Source organism: Ideonella alba (assembly GCF_018069875.1).
GTDB lineage: Bacteria > Pseudomonadota > Gammaproteobacteria > Burkholderiales > Burkholderiaceae_C > Ideonella > Ideonella alba.
On sequence record NZ_JAGQDF010000019.1, the window covers coordinates 30653 to 46785 of the forward strand.

16 protein-coding genes are annotated in these 16133 nt (G+C 66.2%); 6 read left to right on the forward strand and 10 right to left on the reverse strand.

Annotation, left to right across the window (positions count from 1 at the left end; all coding sequences use genetic code 11):
* Window positions 1-3: 3 nt before the first annotated feature.
* Genes KAK07_RS23530 through KAK07_RS23545 form a run of 4 tightly spaced genes read left to right on the forward strand, consistent with a single transcriptional unit; the run spans window position 4 to window position 8433 of the window.
* Window positions 4-684, forward strand: a complete 681-nt coding sequence (locus KAK07_RS23530; protein WP_210803130.1) for an anti-phage-associated DUF3780 domain-containing protein — start codon at window positions 4-6, stop codon at window positions 682-684.
* On the forward strand, window positions 681-2636 hold the full coding sequence (locus KAK07_RS23535; RefSeq protein ID WP_210803129.1) for a DUF8451 domain-containing protein: 1956 nt from the start codon (window positions 681-683) through the stop codon (window positions 2634-2636). The genes KAK07_RS23530 and KAK07_RS23535 overlap by 4 nt, the downstream gene beginning before the upstream one ends.
* Before the next feature lie 9 nt (window positions 2637-2645).
* Entirely contained in the window at window positions 2646-5672 is a 3027-nt protein-coding gene (locus KAK07_RS23540) for an anti-phage-associated DUF1156 domain-containing protein (RefSeq protein ID WP_210803128.1), read from the forward strand.
* Between the two features lie 13 nt (window positions 5673-5685).
* Window positions 5686-8433, forward strand: a complete 2748-nt coding sequence (locus KAK07_RS23545) for a phospholipase D-like domain-containing anti-phage protein (protein ID WP_210803127.1) — start codon at window positions 5686-5688, stop codon at window positions 8431-8433.
* Window positions 8434-8775: 342 nt separating this feature from the next.
* Here the strand turns inward: KAK07_RS23545 and KAK07_RS23550 are convergent, their stop codons facing one another.
* Complete coding sequence (locus KAK07_RS23550) at window positions 8776-9255, reverse strand: hypothetical protein (protein WP_210803126.1); 480 nt, start codon at window positions 9253-9255, stop codon at window positions 8776-8778.
* A gap of 27 nt (window positions 9256-9282) precedes the next feature.
* Here KAK07_RS23550 and KAK07_RS23555 point away from each other — a divergent pair, with 27 nt between their 5' ends.
* The gene (locus tag KAK07_RS23555; RefSeq protein WP_210863436.1) at window positions 9283-9438 is read left to right on the forward strand and encodes a hypothetical protein; all 156 of its coding nucleotides are present in this window, start codon (window positions 9283-9285) and stop codon (window positions 9436-9438) included.
* A 78-nt stretch (window positions 9439-9516) separates the two neighbouring features.
* Here KAK07_RS23555 and KAK07_RS23560 read toward each other — a convergent pair whose 3' ends face one another.
* The 3 genes from KAK07_RS23560 to KAK07_RS23570 all read right to left on the reverse strand — a co-directional run bounded on the left by KAK07_RS23560 (window position 9517) and on the right by KAK07_RS23570 (window position 11241).
* Window positions 9517-9786, reverse strand: coding sequence for a hypothetical protein (locus tag KAK07_RS23560; RefSeq protein ID WP_210803124.1), 270 nt, complete (start codon window positions 9784-9786; stop codon window positions 9517-9519).
* Window positions 9787-9858: 72 nt separating this feature from the next.
* Complete coding sequence (locus tag KAK07_RS23565) at window positions 9859-10695, reverse strand: hypothetical protein (protein WP_210803123.1); 837 nt, start codon at window positions 10693-10695, stop codon at window positions 9859-9861.
* A 378-nt stretch (window positions 10696-11073) separates the two neighbouring features.
* Window positions 11074-11241, reverse strand: a complete 168-nt coding sequence (locus KAK07_RS23570) for a hypothetical protein (RefSeq protein ID WP_210803122.1) — start codon at window positions 11239-11241, stop codon at window positions 11074-11076.
* A 145-nt stretch (window positions 11242-11386) separates the two neighbouring features.
* Here KAK07_RS23570 and KAK07_RS23575 point away from each other — a divergent pair, with 145 nt between their 5' ends.
* Window positions 11387-11692, forward strand: coding sequence for an H-NS histone family protein (locus tag KAK07_RS23575; RefSeq protein WP_210803121.1), 306 nt, complete (start codon window positions 11387-11389; stop codon window positions 11690-11692).
* A 98-nt stretch (window positions 11693-11790) separates the two neighbouring features.
* Here the strand turns inward: KAK07_RS23575 and KAK07_RS23580 are convergent, their stop codons facing one another.
* The 6 genes from KAK07_RS23580 to KAK07_RS23605 form a co-directional block, all read right to left on the reverse strand.
* Window positions 11791-13890, reverse strand: a complete 2100-nt coding sequence (locus KAK07_RS23580; RefSeq protein WP_210863437.1) for a DEAD/DEAH box helicase — start codon at window positions 13888-13890, stop codon at window positions 11791-11793.
* On the reverse strand, window positions 13808-14308 hold the full coding sequence (locus KAK07_RS23585; protein WP_210803119.1) for a hypothetical protein: 501 nt from the start codon (window positions 14306-14308) through the stop codon (window positions 13808-13810). The genes KAK07_RS23580 and KAK07_RS23585 overlap by 83 nt, the downstream gene beginning before the upstream one ends.
* Window positions 14298-14561, reverse strand: coding sequence for a hypothetical protein (locus KAK07_RS23590; protein ID WP_210863438.1), 264 nt, complete (start codon window positions 14559-14561; stop codon window positions 14298-14300). Before KAK07_RS23590 ends, KAK07_RS23585 begins: the two co-directional genes overlap by 11 nt.
* A gap of 83 nt (window positions 14562-14644) precedes the next feature.
* Window positions 14645-15055: a single-stranded DNA-binding protein gene (locus KAK07_RS23595; protein ID WP_210863439.1), complete on the reverse strand. Its 411-nt coding sequence runs from the start codon at window positions 15053-15055 to the stop codon at window positions 14645-14647.
* A 108-nt stretch (window positions 15056-15163) separates the two neighbouring features.
* Complete coding sequence (locus KAK07_RS23600) at window positions 15164-15436, reverse strand: hypothetical protein (protein ID WP_210863440.1); 273 nt, start codon at window positions 15434-15436, stop codon at window positions 15164-15166.
* Window positions 15437-15486: 50 nt separating this feature from the next.
* On the reverse strand, window positions 15487-15942 hold the full coding sequence (locus tag KAK07_RS23605; protein WP_210863441.1) for a hypothetical protein: 456 nt from the start codon (window positions 15940-15942) through the stop codon (window positions 15487-15489).
* Window positions 15943-16133 lie beyond the last annotated feature (191 nt).

Here is a 16133-nt window from a genome sequence, read left to right on the forward strand (position 1 = left end):
TCGATGGCAAAACCCAGGCCCACCCGCACTGCCGCAGCGCTCAATGCCAACGTCACGGCGTCCGCAACCACCTCGAGCGGAGCATTCGCTGATGTACGGCCGACACTGGGCTTCGGAGTGCCAGCTACCTCGGACCCGCATCACTTCAAGGTGTTTGTCCCGCGTAGCAACACCGCTCCCGTGCAGCTGAGCGAGTACCTCGGCCTGCAGGCCCTGAGCAACGAGCACTCTGTGATTGATCGGGCGGTGCTCGACCGGGCGCGCTGGACCGCCATTCGCGCCGAAGCGCAACGCGCCTTCAATGCCCGTCTCGGAGCGCACCACCTTAAGCCCAGCGCCTGGAAGGCTGGCGACAACCCAGTCGATCGGCTGCTGGGCAAGGAGCTGTGCGTGTTGGTCTGGGCGGTTGAGCACATGGAGATGGAGAAGATCCCCGTCGCTGTGCGCAACTGGCTCGCGCTGCGCCCCGAAGAACGTTGGTGGCTTTTCGGCATGACCGCGATGAGCACCGGCGGCATCGGAGACGGTGACAAGGGTTGGCGGTTGGCCCTGCGCCATGCGCTGGGCGACGTGGCGCAGAGCGAGCTGCTGTCACCGCGCGCGCGCCGCGCGCTTGTCACCCGTGACAGCGGTGTCGTGGGCCAGCGGCTGACGCTCGACCTTTTCAGCGACGGTACGGAATGACCGCTCAGGAGCTGCTCGAACGCCTGCAGCTGCTCGACGAAACCGAGCGTATCGAAGCCAAGGCGGGCTCCGACGTGGGCAAGTCGGTCATGGAAACCGTCTGTGCCTTCGCCAACGAACCCGGCATGGGCGGCGGCTGGCTGCTGCTGGGCGTAGTGCGCGAGGAGATGGCGCTCTTTCCCGGCTACTCGGTGGAGGGCGTGGAGCAGCCCGAGCGCGTGGGCACCGACCTCGCCACCCAGGCGGCCAGCATGTTCAACCAGCCCGTGCGGCTGGAAGTGCGTACCGAGCAGCTCGAAGGCAAAGTGGTGCTCGTGGTGTTCGTGCCCGAGGCGGCACCGCAGGACAAACCGGTCTACCTGAAGGCCCAGGGCCTGCCGCGCGGAGCCTTCCGCCGCATCTGCAGCACCGACCAGCGCTGCACCGAGGACGACCTGATCGCGCTGTACCAGGCCCGCCAGGTGGAGAGCTTCGACTCCGGCCTGGTGCCCGACACCACGCTCGACGACCTGTCCCCCGAAGCCATCGCCGACTACCGCGTCGCCCGCCGCGAGGCCAACCCCGACGCCGAAGAGTTGCGCTGGTCCGACGAAGAGCTGCTGCAGGCCTTGGGTGCCGTGCGCCGCAACGCGCAGGGGGCCTGGCAGCCCACAGTGGCCGGCCTGGTGCTGCTGGGCAAGCCCGTGGCGCTGCGCCGTTGCTTCCCGATGACGCGCGTGGACTACATCCGCGTGCCCGGCCGCGACTGGGTGCCCGACCCGGACCGCCGCTTCGACACCGTCGAGCTGCGCGACCCCTTGTTCCGCCTGATCCGCCGCGCACAGGCCGCCATCCTTGACGACCTGCCCAAAGCCTTCGGCCTGGCCGAGGGCGAACTGCAGCGGCAGGACAGCCCACTCGTCCCCCAGCGAGTGATCCGCGAAGCCGTCGTCAACGCGCTGATGCACCGCAGCTACCGGCTGCAGGCGCCGGTGCAGATCATTCGCTACAGCAACCGGCTGGAGATCCGCAACCCGGGCTTCTCGCTCAAGTCGCCCGATCACCTGGGCGAACCCGGCTCGGTACCGCGCAACCCCAAGGTGGCCGCCGCGCTGTACGACACCCGCTTTGCCGAGACCAAGGGCAGCGGCGTGCGGGTGATGCGAGAGATGTGCGAGCGCGCCGGCCTGGCGCCGCCGCTCTTCGAGTCTGACCGCGGGCAGGACCAGTTCACGCTGCGCCTCTTCTTCCACCACTTCCTGGGGCCGGACGACCTGGCCTGGCTGGCGCGGTTCAAGGAGCTGCAGCTCTCCGAGGCCGAGGCGCGCGCGCTGGTGGTGGCCCGCGAGGCCGGGGCCATGGACAACCAGACCTACCGCGAGATCAACAAGGTGGACACCCTGGCCGCGAGCAAGGCGCTGCGCCGGCTGCGCGACGCCGGCCTCTTCACCCAGAAGGACCGCGGATCGGCCACCTGGTACCAGCCCACCGCCCGGATGCTCGGCCGCAATGACCATGATGGCGGCCAGGACGGCGCGGCCCAGAATGCCGGAGAACTTGCTGCCCAAGGCTCGGGCAGGACCGGCTTGTCTAGTAACCCCCTCGGCTTATCTAGTAACCCCGGCGCCTTGTCTAGCAACCTCAGCTCCCAGGACAGTAACCCTCGACAACCCGAACCTCGGGATGACCCGCTGGCCGACCCGCGCCGCCAGGCCTTGCTGAACGAGCTGCCCGGCGGCCTGGCCGCCCGGGTGGGCGCCATCGGCCAGCGCCGCCCGCCGCAGGAGGTGCAAGACCTGGTGGTAGCGCTCTGCGAACTGCGCCCCTGGCGGGCCGAGGAGATCGCGGCCCTGCTGGGCCGCAACGCTGAGACCGTGCGCCAGAACTACCTGCGCCCGCTGCTGCGCGCCGGCCGGATCGCTATGACCCGGCCCGACAAACCCAATGACCCGGACCAGGCCTACCGTGCCTGAAGCCGCCGCATGACCAACCGCCCCAACCTCACCCCCGGCGCACTGCGCGACACACCGGCACTGATCGAATCGGTGTTCCCGGTGCAGAAGGTCTCGCATGAAGCTCAACGCGAGCGGAAGGCCAACCTCTACCAAACGCTGACCGGCCTGGGGTCCTACTGGAAGGGACGCAAGCCGTTGATCCTTGTAAGGGCCATCGTGCTCGGTGTGCTGCTACCGCAGACCGACGACGCCGAGCGGGACCTTGACGTTTTCGAGAAGCTGATGGGCTTTGACCCAGAGGGCTTGGCTCGCCGGGCGTTTGTCGCTGACGGCGTGAAGCCACACGATATGGCCAAGCGCATCTCTTTGGCTAATCCATGGGCCTTCTTCACTGCAAAGGTGAAGGGCGAGGAGCCAGAGGAGGGGCAGCTGGCGTACTGGACCTTCCCGCTCGATTGCGATGAGAGAGGCATCACGCTGCGCTGGCGGCGCGACATCGAACCTGAACAGAAGTTGGAGCTGTATCGCCGCTACATCGCAACGCTAGATTCGTACGAGCAACGCTCGGATCTGGGCAAGCGGCCGGAGGAGGTCGACGACGAATGGCTGTTCGAGCCGATCTGGGCCGATGTGAACCGGCACTACGCGCACCTTGGGATCGACGCCCGCAGCATCCCCGAACTCGTAGGGCAGCTGGGCCAGCTCCGCTACGGCCGACGTGCGCGCGTGGGGGACACCTTCGCCGGTGGTGGCTCCATCCCTTTTGAAGCAGCCAGGATCGGTTGCGATGCGTTCGCGTCGGACCTGAATCCCATCGCCTGCATGCTCACCTGGGGTGCCTTGAACATCGTCGGCACAGACGCAGCCAGGCACGCCGAACTCGAGCGCCAGCAAAGGGCAGTTGCCAAGGCGGTCAAGGAGTCCGTTCGCAAGCTGGGCATCGAGCGCGACTCATCTGGCAACCAAGCCAAGGTCTATCTGTACTGCTTGGAGACACGCTGCCCCGAGAGTGGCTGGCTCGTACCCCTCCTGCCGTCACTGGTCATCTCCAAGAACGGTAACGTCATCGCTAAGCTCGTTCCGAACGAGGCGGAGCAGCGCTTCGACATCCGAGTCGTCAACGGTGCATCAGCAGCAGAGATGAAGGCCGCTGCAAACGGCACCGTGAGGGACGGGGCCCTGGTCTACGAGCTGAACGGCAAGACCTACCGCATTCCCATCCGTACGTTGCGGGGCGACTATCGCGACGCCGATGGCACCACCCAGAACAAGCTGCGCCGATGGGGACGTGAAGACTTCGGCCCGCTCCCGGGCGACACGCTTCAAGAGCGGGTGTACGCGATCCAGTGGATCGACGGCACGACCGTCTCAGACCCACGCCCCCGCACCTACTTCGCGGCGCCAACGGACGAGGACCTGGAGCGCGAAGCTGAAGTGCAGCGAATCGTTGCGCGCAACCTGGCGGCGTGGCAAGCCGAAGGGATCGTGCCCGACATGGTGATTGAGGCTGGAGACGAGACCGCCAGGCTTGGAAGGGAACGCGGTTGGACTCACTGGCATCACCTCTTCAACGCACGGCAGCTGCTCCTGTACGCCGAGCTGCGCAGGCACGCGACAGCAGAGCTCTGTCTCAAGGCATGCCAGATGATCAACACCAGCGCCCGCCTCACCCGCTGGTCCACTGGCGACGGAGACGGCCGCAGCGGCGGCACCAAGCAGGTGTTCGACAACCAGGCGCTGAACGTTCTCTACAACTACGGGTGCCGGGCTTCGAGTTGCCTACTTGACCCACTGGACGGCGAGAACGCCCATGCGCCCATCCCCGCGGGCGTCACCCACACGCTGCGGAACCACCCCGCACACGAGGTCTCCGAGGCCTGCGACCTCTGGATCACCGATCCACCCTACGCGGACGCTGTCAACTACCACGAGATCACCGAGTTCTTCATCGCTTGGCTGCGTCGCAACCCACCGGCTCCGTTCGACTCCTGGGTGTGGGACTCCAGGCGCGCGCTGGCCATACAAGGCTCTGGCGAAGACTTCCGCCGCAACATGGTGGCGGCCTACACCGCGATGGCGACACACATGCCCGACAACGGCATGCAGTGCGTGATGTTCACGCACCAGGACACCGGTGTCTGGAGTGATCTCGTTGGCATCTTCTGGGCCGCGGGGCTGCAGGTGGTGGCAGCCTGGTACATCGCCACCGAGACCACGTCCGAACTGAAGAAGGGCGGCTACGTGCAAGGCACGGTGACGCTGATGCTGCGCAAGCGCCCGGCCGGTGACCGGCCTGCCTTCAAGCAGCGCCTTCTGCCCGCCGTGCGGCAGGAGGTGGATCGGCAGATCCGGACCATGATGCACCTGAACACCGCGGTGAAGGCCCACCACGGCGAGCCTGTGTTCAACGACTCCGACCTGCAGATGGCCGGCTACGCCGCGGCACTGAAGGTGCTGACCGGCTACACCCATATCGGAGGCGAAGACGTGACCAGCTTCGCGCTGCGCCCGCGGGTGAAGGGCGAGTTCACGGTGGTGGACGAGATCGTTCAACAGGCCGCCGAAGCGGCCAGCAACCTGCTGGTACCCGAGGGCTTGGCGGCAGACACCTGGGGCAAGCTGTCCGGCATAGAGCGCTTCCTGCTGCGCATGATGGACATGGAGACCACGGGCGCCCGCAAGCTGGACAACTACCAGAACTTCGCCAAGGCCTTCCGCGTGCAGGACTACGCCCGCGTGATGGCCAGCATGGCGCCCAACGAGGCAAGGCTGAAGCAAGTGACCGAGTTCGCCTCGCGCGACCTAACCGACAGCACCGAGCTCGGCGCCACGCGCCTGGGCCGGCTGGTGATTGCGCTGCAGCAGATGCGCGCCGACCTGGAGCCGCAGACCATCATCAGCCAGCTGCAGGCCGAGATGCCCGACTTCCTGGAAGCCCGCCCGCTGCTGGTGGACCTGCTGGCCTTCGTGGAGCGCAACGCTTCCGAGGTCGATGTGCGCACGGCAGCTGAGGTGCTGGGCGCCCGGCTGAAGAACCAGCGCTTCGGGATCTGAGGGCGACAACGTCATGTCCATCCGGCGGTTCTCGTCACGCACGCACCGGCTGGACGCCAGCTTTCTGCTGGAGCACCTGAAAGGAGCGCACAGCTACCGGCGCATCGCGGGCTACTTCACCAGCTCGCTGTTCGAGGTGGCGCACGAGCTGCTGGAGGGCATTCCTCACGTCCGCATCGTCTGCAACGTCGACATCCACCCCGACGACCTGAAGGTGGCTCAGCTGCGCGAGGCCCGCATGATGGGCCGCTGGAACGAGAAGGCCATCGAGGCCGAGGCACTGCTTAACCGCGACCGCTACCGCCGACTGGATGCCTTCCTGCAGCGGCACGGCCAGGCGGTGCGCGTGGCGCCCGACAGCGTGTGCGGCTTCGTGCACGGCAAGGCCGGCGTCATCGAGCTGGCCGATGGGCGCAAGCTGGGCTTCATCGGCTCGATGAACGAAACCCGCAGCGGCTGGCAGCGCCACTACGAGATCCTGTGGGAAGACGAGTCTCCCGAGGGTGTGGCCTGGATCGAGAGCGAATTCGACTTCCTGTGGAACGCCTCGCGCCCTCTGCCCGAAGCGGTGATCCGCGAGGTGCACCGGCGGGGCTACCGCCGCGAGGTGGTGTTCGACGAGATCGACGACGAAGGCGACGTGGCGCCGGCCGCGCTGATCGAGTCGCCGCTGTACCGCGAAGGCCTGGCCCTGCAGCCATGGCAGCAAGGCTTCGTAACCGAGTGTCTGCGCCACCACCAGATGCACAAGGTGGTGCGCCTGCTGCTGGCCGATGAGGTGGGCCTGGGCAAGACGCTGTCACTCGGCACCGCAGCGCTGACGCTGTGCCTGCTGGCCGACCGTGAGCAGCAAGCCCGGCGGCCGGTGGTGATCTTTGCGCCGGCCACGCTGTGCGAGCAATGGCAGACCGAGATGCTGGACAAGCTGGGCATTCCGTGCGCGCGCTGGGACACGGTGCGCAAGGTGTGGCTCGATGATCAGGAGCGGGCCATCTCGCCCGCGGGCCGTGAGCACATCGCCCGTTGCCCACTGCGCATCGGCATCGTCTCGACCGGGCTGATGATGCGGCAATCGGCCGAGAAGCAGCACCTGCTGGGCCTGCGTTTCGGCCTGGTGATCCTGGACGAGGCACACAAGGCCCGCACGCGGCAGGGCTTCGGTGCCGACGCGGGCACGCCGAACGAGCTGCTGGCCTTCATGCGCGAGATCGCGGCCCGGTCGGAGCATGTGCTGCTGGGCACGGCGACGCCCATCCAGACGCAGCCGCAGGACCTGTGGGACCTGATCGGCATCCTGCACCAGGGGCGCGGCAACTTTGTGTTGGGCAACGACTTTGCGGCCTGGCACCGGGCCGGCGAGGTGCTGGAGATTCTGTCCGGCCGGCAGGAGGTGACTTCCGCCGAGCATGCGTGGGAGCTGCTGCGGTCCCCGCTGCCGCTGGTGGACTCCACGCGCGAGCCGCGCGCAAGGCGGCTGTTCAGTGCAATCCGCCAGGACCTGGGGCTGGTGAACGGCGAGACCCAGACCGCCCGGTCGTTGGCCGACCTGAGCGAGGACACGCGCGAGATCCTGGAAGACGAACTGCACCGTCAGGTGTCCGGCGCCACCTTCTTCCAACGCGAGAACCCCTTGGTGCGCCACGTGGTGCTGCGCAAGCGCGTCAGCCTGGAGGACGCCGGCCTGCTGGCCCGGGTGGGCGTGGACGTTCACCCTGATCGCCAGCTGATCCGAGAGCCCCACGGCTTCGATGCCTTGTTCGAGGCCAAGGCCCTGCGCACCAGCGAAGACTTTCGGGAGGCCTACCGTGAGGCACGCGCCTTCGGCAAGGCCTTGAGCGCGCGTGGCCAGGGTCGCGCGGGTGGCGGCGGGTTCATGAAGAACCTGGTCGAGCAGCGCATCTGCTCGTCCATCCACGCGGGCCTGAACACGGTGCGAGCGCTGCTTCAGGGCCAGACACTGCGCGACGAGGAAGACGAGGGCGACGCGGAGCTGGCCGTTGAAAACACCGACGAACGCGAGGCCCTGGAGCGGCTGCTGAACCGGCTGGAGCGGATCGCGTCCGACCCCAAGCTGGCGGCACTTCTGTACTACCTGGACCGCGAGAAGTGGCTGGAGCTGGGCGTGATCATCTTCAGCCAGTACTACGACACCGCGCGCTGGGTGGCGGAACAACTCGCACAGCGCTACCCCGATGAAGCGATCGGCCTTTACGCCGGTGCGGGCCGCAGCCGGCTCTACCAACGTGGCGACAGTGTGTCGTGCGAACGCGAGACGCTGAAGAAGATGGTGGCCGAGCACCAGATCCGGATCATGGTGGCCACGGATGCGGCCTGCGAAGGCCTCAACCTTCAGACCCTGGGCACGCTGGTGAACGTCGACCTGCCCTGGAACCCGACGCGGCTGGAGCAGCGTATCGGCCGCATCAAGCGCTTCGGCCAGAAGCGTGACACCGTGGACATGCTCAACCTGGTCAACGAGCAGACCGTCGACGAGAAGATCTACGACCGCCTCTCGGACCGCATGCGCGACCGCTACGACCTGTTCGGGTCCGTCCCGGACACGATCAAGGACGAGTGGATCGACGACATCGAGGCACTGGGCCTGAAGATGGACGAGTACATCAACGTCCAGCGCGAGGCCACCGGCTTCGACCTTCGCTACACCGCCACGATGGCGCCGCCAGAAAAGGACTGGCGCGATTGCACGGCCGTTCTGTCGCGGCGCGACTTCGCCCAATTGATGACAGCTGCCTGGAGCTGACATAGACCGTTGTCACGCCAGGGCGCCCGAGTCACCGCCTGGCAAGAAGAACACAAGTCGAGGCAAGGCGGCTTTCAAGCGTAGCTGAACGCGCCGCGACCGTTCGTGGCCCATACGCGCTTTTCGCAAGCTTGGCATCGCCGATCTGAGCGTGTCGACAGCTGGACCGGGATAGCCTCTGCTGGAATTTCAGCCAAGAGGACTTGCGCACGAGCGCGATACGAATGATCGAGTCCGCCAAACTGTGCGGGCCAACCGGTGTCGAAGGGCTGTCCTGCGGGCCGTCCGCCATGTTGTCTGCCGCCTCGGCCTGTGTCAGCGGGGCCTTGCTGGATCTGGGTGCTACGCGATCCAAGCCAGCACAGACTGCCAAGTGGTCAACCCCTGCGCGCGGTCTTCGTCCCCAAGCTGTATCACGAGACGATTCCACGCAACCGGACCCAAGCCGTCCAGCCCAATAGGGGCGGCAGCCTCCAAGCGCGCGCGCTCTGCGTCGACCTCACCAACCTGCATCGACCAAGCGCGCCCCAGCAGGTTCAAGTAGCCGATACGCGCTTCACGGAACTGCGACGCTTTTTGGCCGGGCCGCAACACCAAGCCCAATACGCCAGCGAGCGCGAGAACGGCTCCGGCTACTGCATTGGCCAAGTTGGACTGCGCCAGGAATGTCGCCACCGCCGCTGAGCCACCGATGGCACTGACGAGGCTCAACGCCGTGTCGATTCGGGTCCAGAAGCGCTCATTCAGCTCACCGTAGATCACAGCGTAACGCACATCAGAAACGGCGGCGCCAAGCTCTCGGGTGGCGGAGGTGGTGGGCATCGAGCGCTACTTTCTGTCACGTCGAGGGTGGCGGTGGCGGTGGCGGTGGCGGTGGCGGTGGCGGTGGCGGTGGCGGTGGCGGTGGCGGTGGCGGCGGTGGCGGCGGTGGCGGTGGCGGGCTCGGCGGTGGAGGCGCTGGCGGGTTCCAACTCCTTCTTTCGATGCCAACTGTCCCTGTGGTGAGTATGCGCTTGTTCAACTTCTCCTCCGATTGCTTGATGGACTGAGAACCGCGGTCGCGGGAGTCAATGATCGCCGAGGTCAGTGCGTACGGTCCGACTGAGCTTCAAGGTCAGCCAGCCACCGATCAGCCAGCGGGAAGTGCCGGCCGCCGTGCCGCAGGTGGTGCCGGTACCACTCTGCCGCGATCGTCGTGGCGGTCTGCCGGTCGAGATCCTCCTCGGGGATGCCGCAGGCCTCAGCCGCGGCTCGGATGGGCTCCATCAGGAAGTAGAAGCGCCCGCGCATGTCCTGGCGCAGCCAGATGTCGGGCCACTCGAAGGCAGCCGGCGGGGTGAAGACGTAGGGCATCGCGCGAGCGTCGCGCGGCGGCACGGCGGTGTGAATCCCCCTGAAGGGGGGGATGTAGTTCTATATGTATGCCTACCCTAAAATCAACGATTCCCTCAGTGTATTAGCGCAGTCTGAATTGAACATTCTGTCCCGGTAGTAACTCGTCCACTTGTTATGGCAGATCGACCTGAGGGCCTTTTCTGTCTCGGCCTTTGTTAAGTGAAAAGCCGAGGCGGCAAAATGCGTCTCCCCACCTGATCCCAAGATTGATTCTCCTCCGAGGCGTCGTACGTTCGTTTCATCGAACCCGAACCCCAGAAAGCAAATGGCATCTGCACGGGAAATGAGCGCCTGTGCTTCGGAGAACGTATCGCTGCCGTCACGTCCTTCAGGGATTACCTGAATCCCCTGCATTGCACGAAAGAGGAAACGCGTGTCCATTGGGTTGCTGTGCGCACCGTATTGAACAAAGGAAGGGTCGTCAGGGTTTAGCGAGCCTAGTTGCCCGTAGGCGTGCACGATGGGAAACTCCTTCATCAGCACCTCCACCTCGTTTGGAGTCTTTCCGTGGCGATATTGCAGGGCCGTCGACAAGGCAAATTCAAGCGACCTATCGTAGTTGAACGTGACAAAAGATATTCTGTTCTGGTTCATCTGATCCCATGGAGCGTCCATTGCGTGCAAAAGGTCTGAAAACCAGCGTCCCGGCGCCAGACCTTCGTAAATAACCCCCGGTTGTTCCAGCTTAAGTATTTGGATCGCTATCGCGAGTTTTCCCAGGTCGGAGAACTCACTTCTACGAGCCAAGAAGGCGTCTATGCTTTTCGCTTGCGAGCGGTTGAACGAAAAAAGGAATTCGTCAGCTCTGTTATTCCTTGCACGGGAATCCTCGCTTATAGGAACCATTTCGAGTTCAGATGCCTTCATGGCCCTGATGAGCTTGGTCAAATCTAAACCGCTCGGAAAGCCATACGGAATGCTCGCTCCTGCACCTAGGATCAGGACAGTTTTCCTGGTAATCAAGATAGGACCCCTACTTGCAAACAGTAATAATTTTGCACGACTGTGGGGGGCCCTGGCTCATCGTCGGCGCCGGGATCGCGCTGCCAGCCAGCGCACCCTCGCTCAGGCATCGCCCGCACCGCGGAGTGGTTCGGGCGGGTGCACCGGCCGGCGGGCCCGCCCCATGCCCAACCTCCCCAGGCTGAGCAGTGCCAGCAGGGGCGGTCGGGCGCCTGAAGAGTGGGACGGATGTGGGCTGTGTCCATCCGGCGATGGTGGCGCGCCAGTGGCTCAGGGCATGAGCTAGAAATCGCAACCCATGCGGGCGGCTATGCTGAGCAAGTGGCCTGCATCTTCTCGAACCTCGCGCTCAAGCGAGATCATTTCCTCCTCGGGGATGGTGATGCCTTTCTTGTCGTGCCTGATGACAGCCCGCGGCGTGTTCCGCCCATCGGCGCTGAAGGTGTACACGATCAGTAGAGGGTATTGAGCGGCCGCCCGCCGCCTCACTCTACCAACCGCCCATAGACGATTGCGTGAAGCGCGTCCCCAGATTGGTCTTGAATCGTCGGGTGGCGGCGCTACCATGACGCCTCCTAGAGCATTCACCCTTGCAATGTCCACACTCCAAGACCTAATCGCCCAGAAGGACGCCCTTGATCGGCAGATAGCCGAGATGCAACGCACCGCCCGCGCCGACGCCATCAGCAAGGTCAAAGCCCTGATGGCCGAGTACGGCCTCACCGCAGCTGATCTGGCACATCGCGCCGGCGACGGCGTCAAGAAGGCCGCTGGCACCAAGGTGGCCGCCAAGTACCGAGACCCAGCATCCGGCCAGACCTGGTCGGGCCGCGGGCTGAAGCCGAAGTGGCTGCAGACGCAGCTTGCGGCAGGTCGGGCGCTCATCGACTTCGCGATCTGAACGGGCCGCGGTGCGCTGGCGCACCGCCCTAGCTGCTTGTCACTGCGAAACCCCAGCTGAGCCCGCTGCTTACTCCCTCATGCGCGAGCCCGAACCACTCAACCCACCCCCACCCGATTCGCCTCAACGATCGACATTTCGATGTCGCGCTTGGCCTCGAGCAAGGCATAGATCTGCTCGTCGATCGTTCCGGCCACCAGGGGTGTGATGACGAACACATCGCGGGTGTTGCCGCTGCGGTAGGCCCTGTCCTCCGCCTGACGCTTGAGCGCCGGCGTCCAAGGCAGCGATGCGAAGAAGACGTAGTTGGCCGCAGTGAGCGTGATGCCCACCCCGGCCGCCATCGTGGTGCCGATGAAGACCTGCACCGCAGGGTCCCGCTGAAACGCGTCCACCGCCGCCATGCGCTTCTTGGGTGGGTCTGAGCCCACCAGGCTGACACAGCGCACGCCGTCGCTGGCCAGGGCCTCCTTGAGCTGGTCCACGGTGTCCATGTACTCGCAGAAGATCAGCGCCTTGCCGTTCTGGGGCAGGCATCGGACCGAGTCGATCAGGAAGTCGACCTTGGAGGCCTCCAGATGCTGACGCAGCTTGGTGAGCTTGGGCATCGTCTGCAGGCTGGGATCGGCCAGGATGCTGCGGTACACCGCCAGCTTGTCCGGCGCCTGCAGGACTCTGGTCTGGTGCAGCTTGTCTCCCAGATCCTTGAGCACGTCCTTGCCCCGGCGCAGCATCCACTCGCTGACGCGCTCGGCGAGCTGGGCGCGCTTGCCAGCGTCGCCGGCGAATTGTTTGCGGAACTCCACCAGCGGCATCCGGCCCAAGGGATGCCCCGAGAGTCGCAGCAGGGTGTGGACCTCGATCTCGCGGTTGAGCACAGGTGTGCCGGTCAGCAAAAACCGCCGCGGTACACGCTCAGCCAGCAAGAACGCATTGCGGGTGCGTCCGGCCTGGTGCTCCTTGAGGTAGTGAGCCTCGTCCACCAACATGACCGCCAGTCGCAGGCTGGCCTCGCGCACCAGGCCACCCAGGCGCTCGTAGTTCGCGATGATCCAGTCCGCTGCGCGGACCTGCACCATCGGGTGCTGACCCACCAGCGCGATGCGGGCGTTCGGGTATACCGCGCGGATCTCACGCTCCCAATTCAGCGCCAGGCTGGCAGGGCAGGCGACCAGCACCTGGTCAGCACCGGCAGCGAGCCGACCGGCCACGACGGCCTGCCTGGTCTTGCCCAGACCCATGTCATCCGCCAACAGGCCACTGGAGAGGCCCAGCAGATGCCTCACGCCGGCCACCTGGTAGTCACGCAGGCCGCATTCGCGCGCGGCCCTGGCCAGCGCCTTCTCGTCCACGGCCAAGCGCACCAGCGGCGTGCCCAGCGCAGACACAAAACCGGCGCCCAAGGGCATGGCTGTCTCCGCCTGTTCACCGCCACCTGTCGCCGGCGGAGCGGCGCCAGGCACAGCGATCGGCACCTCGCTCCTGGCAGCGGCCACCAGGTCTTCCAGCAGCAGCGCTCCTTCGTGCACGAACACGACGGTCTCGTCGACCCCGGCCACCTCGTGCAGCACACGAAGGATCTCCTGCCGATCGCGCCTGACCTCCCAGGCCCGCGCGGGCTTGTGGAATCGTCCCCCCAGCCGCTTCAGCGCCCGCACCACCAGCGGATCGAAGGCCGATGACACCGCGTAGCCGCCCTTGGCCAAGGGCATCACTTGCACATCGAGCAGCGAGGTGAAGTAGTCGGTCTGAGGGTTCTGCCAGGCCGCCACTGCCAGCGCCCGCGCATCGTCGAACGAGAAGGCCGGCAGACGAGCGGCCGCGCGCTGCAGACCGTCCAGCAGTTCGCGCAGGCCGTCGACCTCGCACAGCCACATGCGGCGGTAGGGCGTCCAGCTGGCACCCAGGGAGCGCATCAGCGCGCTCACCTCGTCCCCGAACGGCGTGGCCAGGCCCATGCGCCGACCGTCGCAAGCGGCGCGCTGGACAAACGGTCGCAAGGCGGGCGCGACCGGCGCGAAGGAAGGCCGCTCGGTGACATCGGTGGACATGGCACCGGTCACCTGGGCAGTGCCTGACGAGCTGGCCAGGCTCGGCCGCACGACCGCGATCGCCTCAGAGGTGATAGCCGCACGTGCAGTAGTGTTCGTCAATGCCGGTTCGGCTGCAGTAGCCGGGCCCCAGATCGGGTGAGACATAGCCCGGCTCGTAGCCTCGCGCCAGCAAGGCCTGTACGGTGCGCTGGCGGTGCTGCGCCGGGGCCCTGGCCAGGATGCCTGCGTAGTAGGCCTGCACCCGCTGCTCCCAGAGCCAATCCGACAGGCCACAGCCCGCAAAGGCCTTGTCCTCAGCGGCCTGGATGAGCGCATCGCAGTCGTAGGGCTGGTCCTGCGCTGCTGCGTCCGGGCGGGCACCGGCCTCGTCCTCTGCCTGCGCTGACGTCGGCGGCGAAGGCGTCGTCACTGCCGCTGGCTGGGACCGCTTGCCCGCCACCGGCTCTCCATTGATCCACACCGTGCCGTCGACACAGGTCTCGATCAGCATGTCACCGAAGCGGCCGTACCAAACCTGCGCGGTGACCACCGCAGCGCGTTGCACACCCGACTCAGCCGCCATGATCCCGTTCCTCTGTCAGCGAAGACACGAAGGTGACCTCGGCCGGCGCTGCGCCGCGGCGCATGCTAAGCCGAACGAAGGCCCAGGGCGCACTGGCGCGAGGGGTGCCGAGGCGCTGGGCCAGCAGCTGCACGCCTTGCACCCTCAGGCTGGCGCGCCCGGAGCGCGCCGCCAGGTGCACGACATCGAAGGCGCAGGCGCGCACCGCGCGCCAGGCAGACTCGGCCAGATCCGGGGGCGTTCTGTGATGCATGCATTGCTCCTGTCGTGTGCTGTCCGGCGGCTAGGCCGCGCGCGCTGTCAGACGGCCAACCGACCCAGCCGGCCGTGCCCGTCTCAGCCCGCCGCGGCCTCCTCGGCCTCCTGTGTGCGGCGCGAGGGCGCGAAGGCGATCGACTCGATGCGCGCCAGCACCAGCGTCACGCTGTCGGCGTTCATCTGCAGGCCGGCGCGCGGCTCACCGGTCTCGCGGTCCTTGTAGCGGTGCAGGTACATCGCCCCCTTGGCCTCCACACGGCTGCCCTTGCGCAGGTGGCCCATCACCTGCTCACCCAGCCGCTCGGACCAGATCGTGACGTCGACGCCCACGCAGCGGTCGTCGTCCTGGATGAGTTGTTCCCCTTCGCGCCGGTACTCGTCGCTGAAGATGCGGATGTCGACCACCCGCCGGCTTTCGCCATTCACCTTGACTTCGCGGGCTTCGGGATCCTTGGTCAGATTGCCGCGGACGATGGATTCAATGGACATGGTGTCCCCTTTGTCGATCAGCTTCCTCTTGGGGTGTGTCCGGGGAGATGCGCCTTTGCGGCTGCTGGTGTTGTCTGTGTCGATGCGCTGGATGCCCAGCGCGATCCGCTACCGGATGCGCAGCTCGGTTCGCAGCCGGACCAGATGACGCCTTCTCAGCAGGAACCACTGCAGACGGGTCAGCGAGCCCTGCGCGGCCAGGCGCTGCTGCTGCGCCAGCGGCTCCCACCGAAGCGCCTCGATCACCTGATGGGTCCCGAAGTGATGGATCGGCAGCCGCCGGATGAGCACCTGCCACAGCAGGTAGCCACAACCGAGGGCCACAGCGACAGCCACGAGGACCAGAAGGGGTTGGGCGGCAACGGTGCCAAACATGTTCATGTGCCCTCCAGGGCGATGCATTGGAATACTAGCGACGCGCCAGGCCACTGTCACCCGGCGCCGTGTTCGCCGCCGTGCTGCGCCCGGCTGCCGAGCAACCTGGCAATCGTCTTGAGCTCGTAGCGCGCCACCTGCTCCTGGTGGTTGAGCAGCACGGCCGAGTCCTGCGTTTCCCGCAACCACTGCGCCAGGCCGGGGGCCAGCTGCGACAGCTCAGGCTCGATGCACTCCCACACCGTGTGCGACCGAGGCGGCGACACCTCTCGCCAGCGCAACTGCCGCGCCGTGTCCCGCAGCCTGTGCACCTGCAGACTCCAGCGCCGGCCTTGGACCTCCCGTGTGGCCTGCGCCAGCACCTGCATGGCGTGATGCACTGTCGCGAGCTTGTGTGCGGCCTGCCGGTGCCACTGCGCCAGGGCTCCGCCCTTACCCTTTAAAGGCCCTTTGCGGTCCACCCCCTGTGTGACCCCCATCTGCCCCGCCGGCACATCCATCAGCGTTTCCATCCAAAAACCCCTGCCACTGAATCAGCATGCCGCCTCGGGCTCCGCCGCTGCCACAGCCCCATCACCCACGGGATCCACCACTGTCACAGCCCTTTGCGCTCGCCATCCCCGCCGCAGGCGCAGCCCTTGCCGCCCCATGCCCCGGGCAGGATGGCCGCGCCGCCACTGGCGCAGCGCAGGCCACCACGGCG